This window comes from Pelagerythrobacter aerophilus (assembly GCF_003581645.1).
GTDB lineage: Bacteria > Pseudomonadota > Alphaproteobacteria > Sphingomonadales > Sphingomonadaceae > Pelagerythrobacter > Pelagerythrobacter aerophilus.
Genome location: NZ_QXFK01000005.1, coordinates 36574 through 53215, shown reverse-complemented (window position 1 = coordinate 53215; position 16642 = coordinate 36574). Strand labels below are relative to the sequence as shown.

At 67.1% G+C, this 16642-nt stretch carries 10 protein-coding genes and 1 riboswitch; of the genes, 9 read left to right on the top strand and 1 reads right to left on the bottom strand.

What is annotated here, in order from left to right; translation table 11 throughout:
- Positions 1–77: 77 nt before the first annotated feature.
- Positions 78–2330, top strand: a complete 2253-nt coding sequence (locus D2V04_RS01085; protein WP_119511575.1) for a M3 family metallopeptidase — start codon at positions 78–80, stop codon at positions 2328–2330.
- A 69-nt stretch (positions 2331–2399) separates the two neighbouring features.
- On the opposite strand, the gene D2V04_RS01080 is transcribed toward D2V04_RS01085, so the two are convergent.
- The gene (locus D2V04_RS01080; protein ID WP_119511574.1) at positions 2400–4334 is read right to left on the bottom strand and encodes a TonB-dependent receptor plug domain-containing protein; all 1935 of its coding nucleotides are present in this window, start codon (positions 4332–4334) and stop codon (positions 2400–2402) included.
- An 89-nt stretch (positions 4335–4423) separates the two neighbouring features.
- Positions 4424–4638, bottom strand: a riboswitch (cobalamin riboswitch).
- Between the two features lie 192 nt (positions 4639–4830).
- Between D2V04_RS01080 and D2V04_RS01075 the strand changes: the two genes are divergently transcribed.
- The 8 genes from D2V04_RS01075 to lpdA all read left to right on the top strand — a co-directional run bounded on the left by D2V04_RS01075 (position 4831) and on the right by lpdA (position 16640).
- Complete coding sequence (locus tag D2V04_RS01075; RefSeq protein WP_228766186.1) at positions 4831–5958, top strand: cell wall hydrolase; 1128 nt, start codon at positions 4831–4833, stop codon at positions 5956–5958.
- A 140-nt stretch (positions 5959–6098) separates the two neighbouring features.
- Positions 6099–6437, top strand: a complete 339-nt coding sequence (locus D2V04_RS01070; RefSeq protein WP_182849610.1) for a hypothetical protein — start codon at positions 6099–6101, stop codon at positions 6435–6437.
- 82 nt (positions 6438–6519) lie between these two features.
- The gene (locus tag D2V04_RS01065; RefSeq protein ID WP_119511537.1) at positions 6520–8481 is read left to right on the top strand and encodes a putative bifunctional diguanylate cyclase/phosphodiesterase; all 1962 of its coding nucleotides are present in this window, start codon (positions 6520–6522) and stop codon (positions 8479–8481) included.
- A gap of 278 nt (positions 8482–8759) precedes the next feature.
- The gene (gene mdh / locus D2V04_RS01060; protein ID WP_119511536.1) at positions 8760–9722 is read left to right on the top strand and encodes a malate dehydrogenase; all 963 of its coding nucleotides are present in this window, start codon (positions 8760–8762) and stop codon (positions 9720–9722) included.
- A gap of 291 nt (positions 9723–10013) precedes the next feature.
- Complete coding sequence (gene sucD, locus D2V04_RS01055; RefSeq protein ID WP_119511573.1) at positions 10014–10904, top strand: succinate--CoA ligase subunit alpha; 891 nt, start codon at positions 10014–10016, stop codon at positions 10902–10904.
- Between the two features lie 99 nt (positions 10905–11003).
- Entirely contained in the window at positions 11004–13853 is a 2850-nt protein-coding gene (locus D2V04_RS01050; RefSeq protein ID WP_119511535.1) for a 2-oxoglutarate dehydrogenase E1 component, read from the top strand.
- Positions 13854–13864: 11 nt separating this feature from the next.
- Positions 13865–15139, top strand: a complete 1275-nt coding sequence (gene odhB / locus D2V04_RS01045; RefSeq protein WP_119511534.1) for a 2-oxoglutarate dehydrogenase complex dihydrolipoyllysine-residue succinyltransferase — start codon at positions 13865–13867, stop codon at positions 15137–15139.
- A gap of 97 nt (positions 15140–15236) precedes the next feature.
- Positions 15237–16640, top strand: coding sequence for a dihydrolipoyl dehydrogenase (gene lpdA / locus D2V04_RS01040; RefSeq protein ID WP_119511572.1), 1404 nt, complete (start codon positions 15237–15239; stop codon positions 16638–16640).
- Positions 16641–16642 lie beyond the last annotated feature (2 nt).

Here is a 16642-nt window from a genome sequence, read left to right as displayed (position 1 = left end):
GAAGCGGGCGCAGGAAGATTCCGTCGCATGTCAGGCACGCCGTGCCGGTGCGGTTCGAAACAGAGATTGGAGAGACGATGAAGGCCCATATTCTGGCCACCACCGCCATTGCGTTCGCGCTCGCGGGTTGTTCGACCATGCAGGAGGGTAACGTGCAGTCCGCCAGCGATAGCTCGCCCGCCGCCGCCGTTCCCGAGGCGACCGGCTATTTCGCGCAGCCGAGCACGCTGCCGTTCCACGCGCCCGACTTCACCAAGATCCAGGACAGCGACTACAAGCCGGCGTTCGAGCAGGCGATGGCAATCCACAGCGCCGAGATCGAGGCGATCAAGACCAACCCCGAGGCGCCGACGTTCGAGAACACGATCGTCGCGCTCGAGACCTCGGGCCAGATGCTGAACCGCGTCGCCACGGTGTTCTTCGCGCTGACCGGGGCCAACACCAACGACACGCTCGACGCGGTCCAGGCCGAGATGGGGCCGAAGCTGTCGCAGCATTCGGACGCGATCACGCTCGACCCCGTACTGTTCGAGCGGGTCAAGGCGGTTTACGACAACCGCGCCGCGATGAGCATGACTCCGGAAGACGCCAAGCTGCTCGAGGAAACCTATGAGCAGATGGTCCACGCCGGCGCGCTGCTGACCCCGGCGCAGAAGGAACAGGTCAAGGCGATCAACTCGAGCCTGTCCGAGCTGACCACCGAGTTCTCCCAGAAGGTGCGCGAAGCGACTGTCGCCGGTGCGCTGGTGGTCGAGGATCCGGCCGAGCTCGCCGGTCTCTCGCAGTCCGAAATCGAAGCCGCGGCCAAGCTCGGTGTCGAGCGAGGTCTGCCCGGCAAGTACGTGATCGCGCTGCAGAACACGACGCAGCAGCCGCTCCTGCCCGACATGGAGAACCGCGCCACGCGCGAGAAGCTGTTCATGAACAGCGTCCACCGGGCCGATCGCGGCGGGGCGAACGACACGCGTACGCTGCTGGCCGAGATCGCCGAGCTGCGCGCGAAGAAAGCGGCGCTGTTCGGGCAGCCCGACTGGGCGAGCTACGTCATGTACGACCGCATGGCGGAGAACCCGAAGACCGCGCTCGACTTCATGCAGCAGATGGTTCCCGCCCTCGCCGCGACGCAGCGGCGCGAGGCGGGCATGCTCAACGAGCAGATCAAGGCCGAAGGCGGCGACTTCGAGGTCCAGCCGTGGGACTGGTATCGCTATGCCGAGAAAGTCCGCAAGGCGAAGTACGACATCGACGAGAATGCGGTGAAGCCGTATTTCGAGATCACCAGCGTGCTCGAGAACGGCGTGTTCTACGCCGCCAACAAACTCTACGGCCTGAGCTTCAAGAAGCGCACCGACCTGCCGGTCTATCATCCGGACGTCACGACCTACACGGTCTATGACGCCGACGGCAGCGAGCTCGGCATCTTCTACTTCGACCCCTACCAGCGCCCGAGCAAGCGCGGCGGGGCGTGGATGAGCAACTTCGTCGAGCAGAGCCATCTCTACGGCACCAAGCCGGTGATCTACAACGTGCTCAACATCCCCAAGGCGGCCGAGGGCGAGCCGCAGCTCGTCAGCTTCGACAACGTCAACACGATGTTCCACGAGTTCGGCCACGCGCTGCACGGGTTCTTCGCGGACCAGAAGTACGCCTCGCTCTCGGGCACGGCCACTGCGCGCGACTTCGTCGAATACCCGAGCCAGGTGAACGAGCTGTGGGCGACCTATCCGGAGGTGCTGCGCAACTACGCCAAGCACTACCAGACCGGCGCGACGATCCCGGCCGAGCTGATCCAGAAGATCGAGGCTGCGGCGAAGTTCAACCAGGGCTACGACTTCGGCGAAGTGGTCGAGGCCGCGCTGCTCGACATGAAGTGGCACGCGCTGACGCCGCAGCAGGCCGCGGCGATCGACACGCCGGAGGAAGTCGACGCGTTCGAGCGGCAGTCGCTGGAGGAGCTGGGGCTGGAAGTCGATCTGGTGCCGCCGCGCTACCGGTCGAGCTACTTCAACCACATCTTCTCGAGCCCCACCGGCTACAGCGCCGGGTACTACTCGTATCTGTGGACCGAGATGCTCGACCGCGACAGCCGCAAGTGGTTCCTCGACAACGGCGGCCTGACCCGCGCCAACGGCGACCACTACCGCAAGACCGTGCTCAGCCGCGGCGGGACGATGAACTACTTCGAGATGTTCCAGAACTTCGCCGGCCGCCAGCCGGACGTGACGCCGATGCTCGAAGCCCGCGGCCTGGTCGGCAACGATCCGACCGCGGAGCCCGCCACGTCTGACGGTCCGCTGCCGCCCGAGACGACGGGCGACAACGCCGACTGATCGGCCGTTTTCTCTACGGAGAAGAATTCAGCGCCCGGCCTCCTGCGAGGCCGGGCGCTTTTTTCATGGTCAGAACTGCGCGCGGGCGCCGATGTAGGCGCTGCGGCCGGGCGTGCCGTAGCCGGCGGCGGTCTGGTAGTCGGTGTCGAACAGGTTCTCGACCCGGCCGAACAGCTCGAACCGTTCGCCGAAGGGCAGCGAGGCGCGCACCGAGGCGAGCGCGTAGCCGTCGAGCGGGGTGGTGTTGGTCGCGTTCTCGAACGAATCGCTGACCATCCGCACGTCGCCGCCGATGGTGAAATCGCGGAGCGGCGTGCGCCAGTCGGCCGACAGCGTCAAAGCGTGCTGCGGACGGCGGGCGAGCACGTTGCCCTGGTTGGCCGAGCCGGCGGTGCGGTTCTCGGTGTCGACGTAGGCATAGACCGCGCGGGTGGTCACCCGGTCGGACGGGCGCGCGCCGAGTTCGACTTCGACGCCCTGCGCCCGGGCGCGGTCGGTGTTGTCGTAGAAGCCGTTCGGCCGCTCGCCGCAGAACTCGGGCCGCTCGGGACTGAAGCAGCTCACGAACTCGATCTGGTCGCGCGCGTCGCGGCGGAAGGCGGTGAGCGCGCCGTAGAAGCGGGACTTCGTCAGCGAGCGGTCGCCGTGGATCAGGCCGATGTCGTAGCTGGTGCTGCGTTCGGGCTGGAGCGCCGGGTTCCCGTAGTCGGAGAAGAGCTGATAGAGCGTCGGCGCCTTGAAGCCCTCGCCCACGCTCGCGCGCAGGCGCAGGTCGCGGGTCAGGGCATAGCTGATGTCGCCGCCGAAGCTCGTCTCGCTGCCGAAGCGCGCGTGGTCGTCCAGCCGCACGCCGGCATGCGCGGCGAGCGGGCCCATCTCGATGCCGAGCTGGGTATAGGCGCCGAAGATGCGCGTGGTCCGGCGCTCCTCGCTGGACGTGCTGAAGGCCTCCCACTCGTTCTCGGCGCCGAAGTTGACCAGCAGCGGACCGATCGGGCGCCACTCGCCGCGCATTTCGACCCGGTCCGAATGGCCGTCGCTGGAGAAAGTCGGTTCCTCCGACGCTGGATTGCGGTTCACCCGCTCGGTGTCGGCGAACGAGTAGGCCGCGCTGACGAACAGCGGGCCGGTGTCGTAGATCGCGCCCGCGGAGCCCGAATACTGCTGCGTGTGCTGCGTATCCTCGGTGTCGCCGAAGGAGAAGTCGGCCTGATAGCCGTCGAGGTCGAGGTCGCCTTCGGCCCATCGGCCACGCGCGAAGATCTCGAAGCTCGGCGAGAGATAGAGGCGGCCCTGCCCGCTGGCGGTCCACTGCTCGAACCCGTCGGCCTCGGTCCCGTTCGCGGCCTGCGAGAAACCGTCGGTGGTGTAGTAGCTGGCCGAAGCGCCGAGGAAGCCTCGATCGCCGCCGATCCCGCCCGAGACGGCGCCAGTGGCGGTGTCGCGCGCGCCGTATTCGGCGCTCACCTGCAGGCCGCTTTCCGCGCGGGTCGAGGCGACGATCACCCCGCCGATCGCGTCAGAGCCCCAGATCGTGCTGTTCGATCCGCGCAGCACCTCGATCTTGGCCAGATTGCTGGTGAGCAGGTTGCCGAAATCGAACCCGCCGCCGGGCGAGGCCGGATCGGCCACCCGCACGCCGTCGATCAGGACGAGAAGCTGCTCGCCCTCCGCGCCGCGCAGGCCGACATTGGTGACCGCACCGACGCCGCCGTCACGGCTGACGGCGAGGCCCGGCACCCTCTCGAGCACACGCGTCAGGTCGGCGCCCTGGATGCTGCGGATCTCCTCCTCGCCGATCACGGTCACGGCCTGGCCGGTGTCCTCGATCTCGATCCGCGTGCCGGTGGCGGTGACGGTGATCTCGGTCTCCTCCGGCCGGAAGTCGGCGAAGGGATCGGACGAAATCTTCGGGGCTTCGGCCGCAGCATCGTCGCTCTCCTGCGCCTGAAGCGGCGCGGCGAGCGCCACGAGACTTGCACCGATAATCAAGTAATTACGCATGTATCCTCCTGTCACGAACGAACTGCCGCTCATGACGGAGCGAGGGCGCACGCCCTCCCCGCTTGCTTCCGGTGCACCCCGCCCGGCAGCGCGAACGACCGTCATCGGCAGGTCTCCTGGCTCCCGGATCGTAGCGGCCCGCTCCGCCTTCCCGGCCGTCCGAGGGACGGGGCCAGTGGCGCGTGGGAACGGGCGCTCCCCGGTCACAGTTGCGGGGGCAGCGGGGGCATCCGACCCCCTTCCCTCTTCGGTCCGCCCTCCCTTGCGAAAGGGCGGGCGGACAACCCATGACGTGGCGGGCCCTTAGACGCGCCTCCGCACTGCGGCAAGCCACTCGCCAATGCCGTCCGTAACCTGTTCTTCAGCATCGCGATTAACCGCCGCTTGCAATGTGTTCCGCCAAGGGACGGCGGCGACGGCATGGTCGAAGCTTGCGATCGCTGCTGATACGCGCCCGAAGCGCGCCGCGCATTCGCCTCTCGAATCAAGGACAGCCGTGATCCCTGCCCCCGCCTCCGCTGCGAAGTTCCGCACGCGCCGCAAGCCGGCGACGCTGCGGGCACGCCTGGCACGGCGCCTTGGCGGGCGGCGGATACTGGCGCTTGCGGCGGCGATCGGCGTGCCCGCGATGGCCGCGCCGGCCGACTGGACCATGTTCGGCGAACCGGCCGCCGCGCTGACGCAGGCGGAGGCGGTGCAGCCGCTTGCCTACGAACGTCCGGGGCAGAACTTTCCCGGCTCCGCCTTCTACTTCCTCGAGGACACGCCGCGCCTCGCCTATGCCCTGCCCGAGAATGCCGCGACGCTCTACGACCCGACCGGCACCGGCGACGGCGTCGCCGCCGAGCTGGCGGCGGCGCGGGTTGCGGGGCCGGCGGCCGCGGCATTCCGCCTGGCGGGCACCGGAATCGACCAGGCGCGCGCCCTCCACTGCCTGGCGAGCGCGGTCTATTACGAGGCGGCGAGCGAGGCGGTCGGCGGGCAGCGCGCGGTGGCACAGGTCGTGCTCAACCGCGTGGCGCACCCGAGCTATCCCAACAGCGTGTGCGGCGTGGTGTTTCAGGGATCGGAGCGCAAGACCGGCTGCCAGTTCACCTTCACCTGCGACGGCTCGCTCACGCGCAAGCCGATGAAGGCCTCGTGGGACCGGGCGCTGACCGTGGCGCAGCAGGCACTGGCGGGCGAGGTCTATGAGCCGGTCGGGCTCGCGACGCATTACCACACGATCTGGATCAACCCGTACTGGGCATCGAGCCTCGACACCGTCGGCACGATCGGCGCGCACCGCTTCTACCGCTGGCGCGGCGCGGCCGGGCGGCCCGCGGCGTTCACGGCAGGTTATCGCGGGGCCGAGCCTGCCGCCGCACCGCACCCGCGCGCCGCCGCGCCGGAGCCTGCCGCAGAGGCCGATCCGGTGGCGCTCGCCCGGGCCTACGAGGAAGGGTGGAGCAAGGCGGCGGCGGCCAGTGCCGGCACGACTGCGCGGCCGCCGGCCCCCGATTATACGCCCCCGGTCGAGGCGCACGGCGGGGACGCGGCGTTCACTGCCGGCAACCTCCCATCGAGCGGCGCCGTCAGGCCCGAATATGCCAACAGCGGACGGTGGATCGCGCAGCCGAACTGACAGGCTCGCCGGATCGACAGGCCAAGTCTTAAGATCGCGGAAACCTTAGCGCCCAACGCTCCTTTAGGGCCTGGCGCGCTACTTCCATCGCAAGTCGCAACCGGCACGCCCCAGCGAGCCAGATGGAAGGCCCCTTTCGCATGACATTCCATTTCGCAGCGTCGCGCTCCGCGGCGAATTCGCCGCTCGCGCGGGTTTTCCAGCGCCGCAGAGCCGCCCCCGCTGCGAACGACAACTGCACGTCCGGCGGAGGCGACCATATGCTGCACGCGGCGTTGCGGCACTTCGCACAACACGGCCTGGGCGCCGCGCGCGAGGCACGCCGCCAGGCCGAGTGCGCCTTCTTCGCCGGCGATCGGGAAAGCTACGATTGGTGGCTCGGCGTCTGCCGCGCGCTCGATGCGCGGATCGCACGGTCGCTCGAGGACATGGCGCGTGACGGCACTGCGCCTGTCCTGTGCCCGGCGTCGGACGGCTAGCGCGGTGTCGACGGCGGAGCCCGCGGCAGGCGGTAAGCGGCGCGTTAACTATGCAGTGACCACTTTTCGCTAGGCCCTGCGCATGGCGAGCAGCGATCCCGGGGGGAAGGCCTTCAACGCCTTGTCCTATTTCAAGAGGGGCGACGCGTTGTCGGAACGCGTGCGCCGCACGCTCGTCCGCACGCTCTACACCCAGCCGAGCAGCCTCGCTGCCGGCGCGGCGAGCGGCATCGTCTCCTCGCTCGTCGTCGCCTACGTCAGTGATTCCCCGATCATGTACGTGCTCACGCTGGTGCTGTGCATCGTCGCGCTGGCACGTGTCATGCTCGCCTTCAGCCATTCGCCCGAGAGCGAGACGAGCACGTCCGAGTTGGAGATCGTCTACGAGGTCGGCGCGTTCACCTACTCGTTCCTGCTGGGCACCGCCGCAGCCGCGGCGCTGGTGCTGCGCGTGCATCCGGAAGCTCAGGTGCTGATCGCGGTCAACGCGGTCGGCTACGGCGTCGCCATCTGCGCCCGCAACGCCGGCCGGCCGGTGATCGCGATCGGCCAGCTCGTGCTCGTCTGCCTGCCGATGGTCGCAGCGTGCCTCTATCTCGGCACGCTCTCGTTCACCGTGTTCGCGATCACCATCCTCCTCATGATCCCGGCCATGGCCGCGATCACCATGAGCGTGTTCAAGGTCCTGCGCGACAATATCGCCGCGGCCGAGACCAGTGCCCGCCTGGCGGAAAAGATGCAGCAGCTTGCGCGGACCGACGCGGTCACCGGCCTCGCCAACCGCGCGGGGCTCAACCACGCGATGGTCGAGACGCTGATGGACCTGCCCGACGACCAGATGATGGGCATGATCTGGATCGACCTCGACCGGTTCAAGGAAGTGAACGACCTGCTCGGCCATCCGGTCGGCGACCGCCTGCTGCAGACGGTGGCCAAGCGGCTGCAGGAAGTCACGCCCGAGGGCTCGATCGTGGCACGCTTCGGCGGGGACGAGTTCATCGTCTTCTGCGCGGTGGAAGACCGTTCCGACTGCATGCGGCTGGCGAGCGAGGTCCATGCCGAGATCATGCGCCCCGTGCGGGTCGACGGAGAGCGGCTCGAAGTCGGCGCCTCGCTCGGCGTCGCAGTGCTGCCCGAGGACGGGGCCGATGCCGACAGCGTGATGCAGGCCGCCGACCTCGCGCTCTATCACGCCAAGGTCAACGGCCGCCGCCAGACCTGCTTCTTCGACGCCGCGATGAGCCGCGATCTCGCGCGCCGCCGCGAAGTCGAGGCGGAGCTGCGCGGCGCGATCCAGAAGAACGAGCTGTCGATCTTCTTCCAGCCGATCGTCGACCTTTCGACCGGGCGCATCCGCACGTTCGAGGCGCTGGTGCGCTGGTTCCACCCGAAGAAGGGCGAGATGCGGCCCGACGAGTTCATTCCGGTGGCGGAAGAGACCGGCGTGATCGTCACGCTCGGCAACTGGATCACCGCGCAGGCGGCCCGCGCCGCCGCGCAATGGCCGGCGGACGTGACGCTGGCGGTCAATCTCTCGCCGCTGCAGATCAAGGCACCGGGCGCGGCGCTGGGGATCATCAACGCGCTGCGCGAGGCGGGGCTCGATCCCGCCCGGCTCGAACTGGAAGTGACCGAGAGCCTGTTCCTCGACGACAGCGAGGCGACCGACGCGTTCATCAGGGAACTGTCGGAACGCGGCGTGCGCTTCGCGCTCGACGATTTCGGAACCGGCTACTCCTCGCTCGCCTACGTCAACAAGTACCCGTTCCGGAAGATCAAGGTCGACCGCAGCTTCGTGTCCGGCCCCGACGTATCGCGGCGGACCGAGGCGATCATCCGCGCGGTCGCCGAAATGGGCGCCCAGCTCGACATGGAGATCGTCGCCGAGGGGCTGGAGACGATCGAGCAGGTCACCGCCGTGCGCGACGCGGGCTGCACGCTCGGCCAGGGCTACTACTTCAGCCGCGCGGTGCCGGACTATCTGGCCGCCATGCTGCTGGCGCAGGAGCGCGACGAGGAGCTGATGCGCAAGACCGCATCCTGAGCGCAAGCGGTGCCGCCGGGAACCGGAACCGCAACGATCGATTGGTTCTTGGGTGGCTTTGGAACGCGCGGTCATCCTTTCATTACAGCTCTTTATTGCACATGCGAACCAATCGCAAAGATTGTTCCACGTATGGGACCTTTGACGGTTGCAATCGCTAATCGCCGGGCCTAGGTCGCATGCCGTTCAACCGAGCGCGGCTTCCTCGCGGGACACGGAGCTGTGCGCATCACGGCCAGGCATCATGTCCCGCGCATCGGAAGGACACACGCTCAGCCATGGCTCGCAAGAAGATTGCCCTCGTCGGCGCCGGTATGATCGGCGGCACCCTCGCCCACCTCGCAGCGATGAAGGAAATGGGCGACGTCGTCCTGTTCGACATCGCCGAGGGGATGCCCGCGGGCAAGGCGCTGGACCTCAGCCAGGCGGGACCGGTCGAGGGCTTCGACGCGAACCTCAAGGGCACGAGCGACTACAAGGACATCGCCGGCGCCGATGTGGTCATCGTGACCGCCGGCGTGCCGCGCAAGCCCGGCATGAGCCGCGACGACCTGCTCGGCATCAACCTCAAGGTGATGAAGGCGGTCGGCGAAGGCATCAAGGCCAACTGCCCCGACGCTTTCGTGATCTGCATCACCAACCCGCTCGACGCGATGGTCTGGGCGCTGCGTGAATTCTCCGGCCTGCCGCACAACAAGGTCGTGGGCATGGCCGGCGTGCTCGACAGCGCGCGCTTCCGCCACTTCCTCGCCGAAGAGTTCGACGTGTCGATGGAAGACGTCACCGCGTTCGTGCTCGGCGGCCACGGCGATACGATGGTGCCGGTGCTCGAGTATTCGACCGTCGCCGGCATCCCGGTGCCCGACCTGATCAAGATGGGCTGGTCGACGCAGGAAAAGATGGACGCGATCGTCCAGCGCACCCGCAGCGGCGGCGGCGAGATCGTCCAGCTCCTCGGCAACGGCTCGGCCTACTACGCGCCCGCGACGAGCGCGATCCAGATGGCCGAGAGCTACCTCAAGGACAAGAAGCGCGTCCTCCCCTGCGCCGCGCACCTGACCGGCCAGTACGGCGTCGACGGCCTCTACGTCGGCGTGCCGATCGTGATCGGCGCGAACGGCGTCGAGCGCGTGGTCGAGATCGAGCTGAACGACGAGGCCAAGGCCAACTTCCAGAAGAGCGTCGACGCGGTCAAGGAACTGCTGGTGGCGTGCAAGGGCATCGACAGCTCGCTGGCGTAATGGGCTTGCTCGCCGCCATTGGATTCGCCCTCCTTTTAGTTGGGATGGGCTGGCTCGGTTCCAAAGCCAATTGGCGGGGGGCTTGCTTTGTAAGCGCACCATTCATTGTTTCGGTCATTTGGCTAGAACTGACGACCTCTGGAGAACCCGCCGTCGGCGATCCCTATGGTCGGTTACTTCTGCTTATCATCCTCGGCCCGCTCGCTCTGAGCTGGCTTGCATTTTTTGGCGGACTTTCACTGCATCGAGCAGAAGCCTGCCGCCGTTCGCAGTTTCAAGGAGAGTAACTCCATGTCCATCCTCGTCGACAAGAACACCAAGGTCATCACCCAGGGCATGACGGGTGACACCGGCACGTTCCACACGCAGCAGGCGCTCGATTACGGGACGCAGATGGTTGCGGGCGTGACGCCGGGCAAAGGCGGCACCGAGCATATCGGGCTGCCGGTCTACAACACCGTTGCCGAGGCGAAGGCCGCAACCGGCGCGACCGCCTCGTGCATCTACGTGCCGCCGCCCTTCGCCGCGGACTCGATCCTCGAGGCGATCGACGCCGAGATCGAACTGATCGTCGCCATTACTGAGGGCATTCCGGTGCTCGACATGGTCCGCGTGAAGCGCGCGCTCGACGGCAGCAAGAGCCGCCTGATCGGCCCGAACTGCCCCGGTGTCCTGACCCCCGGCGAGTGCAAGATCGGCATCATGCCGGGCTCGATCTTCCAGAAGGGCTCGGTCGGCGTCGTCAGTCGCTCCGGCACCCTCACTTACGAAGCCGTGCATCAGACCACGCAGGTCGGCCTCGGCCAGACCACCGCGGTCGGCATCGGCGGCGACCCGGTCAACGGCACCAACTTCATCGACGTGCTCGACCTGTTCCTTTCCGACGACGCGACCAAGTCGATCATCATGATCGGCGAGATCGGCGGCTCGGCCGAGGAAGAAGCGGCCGAGTTCATCGCGCATCAGGCGAAGAAGGGCCGCAAGAAGCCAATGGTCGGCTTCATCGCCGGGCGCACGGCCCCTCCGGGCCGCCGCATGGGCCACGCCGGCGCGATCGTCTCGGGCGGCCAAGGCGGCGCCGAAGACAAGATCGCCGCGATGGAAGCCGCCGGCATCCGCGTCTCCCCGTCGCCCAGCGAACTCGGCACCACGCTCGACGCGATGCTGAAGGAACTGGCCTGAGCCTAGGCGCGGAAGGCCCTCCTCCCCGGGAGCATCCGCGCCGCTCGGACATTGGTTTTTGTTAAGCCGGCAGTTCGGCCGGCGCGAGAGGTGACCCGGATGGGTAACGAGAGCCACGATTTCCTCCCCGAACTTTCCGATCAGGGAGGGCCGCAGCCCGGGCCGAGCTGGGGCAATCCCCGCTGGCCGCTGAGCGCGATCGATTCCGAGAGCGACCTGACCCAGGCGCTCGACCCGACGACGATGAAGATCGCGGTCAAGGCCGCAGCCGAGAAGGCCGGCAAGCCGACCGATCCCAAGGCGATCGAGGAAGCGGCGGCGGATTCGATCCGCGCCATGCTGCTTATCCGGCTCTACCGCGTGCGCGGGCATCTGGCGGCGGATCTCGATCCGCTCGGCCTCAGCAACCGCGAGCTGCCGGAAGATCTCCAGATCGAGTGGCACGGCTTCGCCGGGCAGGAGGACAAGGAAGTCTACGTCGGCGGGCTGATGGGCCGCGACTGGCTGAAGGTCGGCGAGCTCGCCGATATCCTGCGCTCGAGCTACTGCGGCAAAGTCGGCCTCGAATACATGCACATCGCCGATGTCGAGGAACGGCGCTTCCTGCAGGAGAAGTTCGAAGGGCCGGAAGACGTCATCCAGTTCACGCCCGAGGGCAAGCGCGCAATCCTCGCCGCCGTGGTCCGCGGCGAGCAGTACGAGGCGTTTCTCGCCAAGAAGTACGTCGGCACCAAGCGCTTCGGGCTCGACGGCGGCGAATCGATGATCCCGGCGCTCGAAGCGGTGATCAAGTACGGCGGCCAGTCGGGCGTGCGCGAGATCATCTACGGCATGGCCCACCGCGGCCGTCTGAACGTGCTCGCGAACGTGATGGGCAAGCCCTACAAGGTGATCTTCCACGAATTCTCCGGCGGCAGCGCCAATCCGGAAGACGTCGGCGGGTCGGGCGACGTGAAGTACCACCTCGGCACCAGCACCGACCGCGAGTTCGATGGCATCGACGTGCACATGAGCCTCGTGCCCAACCCCTCGCACCTCGAGGCGGTGGACCCGGTCGTGCTCGGCAAGACCCGCGCCCAGCAGGCGATCCGCGACGACCTGAAGAAGCACGAGCAGGTCCTGCCGGTGCTGATCCACGGTGACGCGGCCTTCGCGGGCCAGGGCATCGTGTGGGAGTGCTTCGGCTTCTCGGGCGTCGCCGGGTACAACACCGGCGGCTGCATTCACTTCGTCATTAACAACCAGATCGGTTTTACGACGAGTCCCCGCTTCGCCAGATCGTCCCCCTACCCGTCCGACGTGGCCAAGGGCGTCCAGGCTCCGATCCTGCACGTCAACGGCGACGATCCGGAAGCGGTGACGTTCGCCTGCAAGCTCGCCGTCGAATACCGCCAGCGGTTCGGCCGCGACATCGTGATCGACATGTGGTGCTATCGCCGCTTCGGTCATAACGAGGGCGACGAGCCCAAGTTCACCCAGCCGCTGATGTACGACGCAATCAAGGGCCATCCGAAAGTCAGCGAGATCTACGCGGCGCGGCTGGTCGAGCAGGGCGTCATCGACGAGGGCGAGCGCGACAAACTGAGCGCCGAATTCGTCGATACCCTGGAGCAGGAATTCGAGGCGGCGAAGAGCTACAAGCCGAACGAGGCCGACTGGTTCGGCGGCCGCTGGGCCGGGCTTAACAAGCCGGCCGATCCGGAAACCGCGCGCCGCAACATCGATACCGGGATGGAGCGCAAGCTGTTCGACAGCCTCGGCCGCACGCTGACCACCGTGCCGGAGGGTCTGACGATCCACAAGACGCTGGGCCGCGTGCTCGACGCCAAGCGCAAGATGTTCGAAAGCGGCGAAGGGTTCGACTGGGCGACAGCGGAAGCGCTCGCCTTCGGCAGCCTGGTGACCGAGGGCTTCGGCGTGCGCCTGTCGGGACAGGATTCGGGCCGCGGCACCTTCAGCCAGCGCCACGCGGTGTGGATCGACCAGACCGACGAGCACAAGTACATCCCGCTCACCCAGCTCCCGCACGGCAAGTTCGAGGTCTACGACAGCCCGCTGAGCGAATATGGCGTGCTCGGCTTCGAATACGGCTTCGCGATGGCGGACCCCAAGACGCTGGTCCTGTGGGAGGCGCAGTTCGGCGATTTCGCCAACGGTGCGCAGATCATGATCGACCAGTATATCGCCGCGGGCGAGGTCAAGTGGCTGCGCGCCAACGGCCTCGTGCTGCTGCTGCCCCACGGCTACGAGGGTCAGGGGCCCGAGCACTCCTCGGCTCGCCTGGAACGGTTCCTGCAGCTCTGCGCGAACGACAATATCCAGGTGTGCAACATCACCGTGCCGGCCAACTACTTCCATGTCCTGCGCCGGCAGATGAAGCGCTCGTTCCGCAAGCCGCTGATCATCATGACGCCCAAGTCGCTCCTGCGGCACCCGATGGCCAAGAGCAGCGCCGACGAATTCCTGGGCGAAAGTCATTTCCGCCGCATCGTCAGCGACACCACCGAGATCGCCGACGAGAAAATCCGCCGCCTCGTGCTATGTTCGGGCAAGGTCGCCTACGACCTGATCGAGAAGCGTGACGAGGAAGGACTGGACGATGTTTCGATCGTGCGCATCGAGCAGCTCTATCCCTTCCCCGGAGAAGCGCTCGCGCTGCGCCTGGGCCGGATGACCAATCTGGAAGAGGTGATCTGGTGCCAGGAGGAGCCGAAGAACAACGGCGCATGGTTCTTCGTCGAGAGCAAGATCGAGGAAACGCTCGCATCGGCCGGGCATCAGGGCATGCGGCCGCGCTATGCCGGGCGCGAGGTGGCGGCTTCCCCCGCCACCGGGCTCGCCAAGCGGCATGAGGAGCAGCAGCGCTGCCTCGTCTCGATGGCGCTCGGACTGAACGATGGCGGCGAGGCCGCACGCAACGGCAAGACTGCCGGCAAGAAGAAGGCTTGAGGAACGCGAATATGGCCAGCGAAGTCAAAGTCCCCACGCTTGGTGAATCGGTCACCGAAGGCACCATCGGCGAGTGGCTGAAGAAGCCCGGCGACACGGTGAAGGTCGACGAGCCGATCGTCAGCCTCGAGACCGACAAGGTCGCCGTCGAAGTCCCCTCCCCCGTCGGCGGCGTTCTGGGCGAGCAGAAGTTCGCTGTCGGCGACACGGTCGAGGTCGGCGCGGTGATCGCGACGATCGAGGACGACGTAGCCGCGGGCGAGAGCACCAAGGTCGAACCGCGCGAGGAGAAGTCCGCCGAGGCACCCGCGCGCGAAGAGAAGAAGGACGAAAAGCCCGCGCCGGCAGCCGCCAAGGAAGCCGCGCCGGTCGATACGCAAACGCTCTCGCCCGCGGTGCGCCGCGCCGTGCTGGAGCACGGGGTCGACCCGACGACGATCAAGGGCACCGGCAAGGACGGCCGCCTGACCAAGGAAGACGTGCTCGCCGCTGCCGAGGCCAAGAAGGGCGGCGCGGACACGATCGACGAAGCCGCGCCCGCGCAGGCCAAGATCGACATTCCCGCCCCCGCGGCGGAAGGCGGCGAGCGGCGCGAGGAGCGCGTCAAGATGACGCGCATGCGCCAGACGATCGCCAAGCGGCTCAAGAGCGCGCAGGACAACGCGGCGCTGCTCACGACCTTCAACGACTGCGACATGAGCGCGGTGATCGAGGCGCGCGAGAAGTACAAGGACCTGTTCGCCAAGAAGCACGACATCAAGCTCGGCTTCATGGGCTTCTTCGCCAAGGCCGCCTGCCTCGCGCTGAAGGACGTGCCCTCGGCCAACGCCTATATCGAGGGTGACGAGATCGTCTATCACGACTTCGTCGACATCTCGGTCGCGGTCAGCGCGCCCAACGGGCTCGTGGTGCCGGTGGTGCGCGATGCGGACCGCAAGAGCTTCGCCCAGATCGAGAAGGACATCGCCGACTTCGGCAAGCGCGCTCGCGACGGCACGCTGACGATGGAGGACATGAAGGGCGGCACCTTCACGATCTCCAACGGCGGCGTGTTCGGCAGCCTGATGTCGACCCCGATCATCAACCCGCCGCAGAGCGCGGTGCTCGGCCTTCACCGGATCGAGGACCGCCCGGTGGTGGTCGACGGCGAGATCGTGGTGCGCCCGATGATGTACATCGCGCTCTCCTACGATCACCGCCTGATCGACGGCCGCGAGGCCGTGACCGCATTGAAGATCATGAAGGAAGCGATCGAGGATCCGACGCGGATGCTGATCGATCTTTAATCGCTCACGTCATCCCAGCGAAAGCCGGGATTGCGTGCGGCAATGCTGGACCTGACGGCCAGCGATCCCAGCTTCCGCTGGGATGACGGAGTTGGAAATGGCTGACCAGAACTACGACTACGACGTCCTCGTTATCGGTGCCGGACCCGGCGGTTATGTCGCCGCTATCCGCGCGGCGCAGCTCGGGCTGAAGACGGCCTGCGCGGAAAGCCGCGAGACGCTCGGCGGGACTTGCCTCAACGTCGGGTGCATCCCCTCGAAGGCGATGCTCCACGCGAGCGAGTATTTCGATGCCGCGGCGAACGGCGCGATGGCGAAGCTGGGCGTCGAAGTGACGCCCAAGCTCAACCTCGAGGCGATGCACGGCCAGCGCAAGGACGCGGTCAAGCAGCTCACCGGCGGGATCGAGTTCCTGTTCAAGAAGAACAAGGTGACCTGGCTCAAGGGCCGCGCCGCGTTCGAGGACGCACACACCGTCAAGGTCGGCGGCGAGACGGTGACGGCGAAGAACGTCGTGATCGCAACCGGCTCTTCCGTGACCGAACTCAAGGGCGTCGAGGTCGACAACGACAAGGGCGTGGTGGTCGACAGCACCGGCGCGCTCGAGCTTGCCAAGGTGCCGAAGAAGATGGTCGTCATCGGCGGCGGCGTGATTGGGCTCGAGCTCGGCTCGGTCTGGCGCCGGCTCGGGGCCGAGGTCACGGTGGTCGAATTCCTCGACCAGCTCCTCCCCGGCATGGACGGCGACGTACGCAAGGAAGCCGCCAAGATCTTCAAGAAGCAGGGCATGGAACTGCGCCTCTCGACCAAGGTCACCGGCTGCACGGTCAAGGGCAAGAAGGCCACGCTGACGCTCGAACCCGCGGACGGCGGCGAGAGCGAGACGCTGGAGGCCGATTGCGTGCTCGTCTCGATCGGGCGCCGGCCGAACACCGAAGGGCTCGGACTCGATGCGATCGGGCTGGAGCTGAACCAGCGGGGGCAGATCGAGACCGACCACGATTTCCGCACGAAAGTCGACGGCGTCTGGGCCATCGGCGACGTGATCCCCGGCCCGATGCTGGCGCACAAGGCCGAGGACGAGGGCATCGCGGTCGCGGAGAACATCGCCGGGCAGACCGGCATCGTGAACCATGCCGTGATCCCCAGCGTGGTCTACACCTGGCCCGAAATCGCCGGCGTCGGCCTGACCGAAGAGCAGGCGAAGGAGAAGGGTGCGGTCAAGGTCGGCAAGTTCCCGATGCTCGCCAACAGCCGCGCCAAGACCAACCACGAGCCCGAGGGCTTCGTGAAGGTCATCGCCGATGCGGAAACCGACCGCGTGCTCGGCGTGTGGTGCATCGCCAGCGTCGCCGGCACGATGATCGCGCAGGCCGCCCAGGCGATGGAGTTCGGCGCCACCAGCGAGGACATCGCCTACACCTGCCACGCCCACCCGACGCACAGCGAGGCGATCAAGGAAGCCGCGATGGCGGTGACCGGCAAGCCGATCCACATCTGACG

Excerpts from the sequence above, each read along its gene's own strand:
- D2V04_RS01085 (WP_119511575.1), top strand. The coding sequence starts at position 78 with ATGAAGGCCCATATTCTGGCCACCACCGCCATTGCGTTCGCGCTCGCG.
- D2V04_RS01080 (WP_119511574.1), bottom strand. The coding sequence starts at position 4,334 with ATGCGTAATTACTTGATTATCGGTGCAAGTCTCGTGGCGCTCGCCGCG.
- D2V04_RS01070 (WP_182849610.1), top strand. The coding sequence starts at position 6,099 with ATGACATTCCATTTCGCAGCGTCGCGCTCCGCGGCGAATTCGCCGCTC.
- D2V04_RS01065 (WP_119511537.1), top strand. The coding sequence starts at position 6,520 with ATGGCGAGCAGCGATCCCGGGGGGAAGGCCTTCAACGCCTTGTCCTAT.
- mdh (WP_119511536.1), top strand. The coding sequence starts at position 8,760 with ATGGCTCGCAAGAAGATTGCCCTCGTCGGCGCCGGTATGATCGGCGGC.
- sucD (WP_119511573.1), top strand. The coding sequence starts at position 10,014 with ATGTCCATCCTCGTCGACAAGAACACCAAGGTCATCACCCAGGGCATG.
- D2V04_RS01050 (WP_119511535.1), top strand. The coding sequence starts at position 11,004 with ATGGGTAACGAGAGCCACGATTTCCTCCCCGAACTTTCCGATCAGGGA.
- odhB (WP_119511534.1), top strand. The coding sequence starts at position 13,865 with ATGGCCAGCGAAGTCAAAGTCCCCACGCTTGGTGAATCGGTCACCGAA.
- lpdA (WP_119511572.1), top strand. The coding sequence starts at position 15,237 with ATGGCTGACCAGAACTACGACTACGACGTCCTCGTTATCGGTGCCGGA.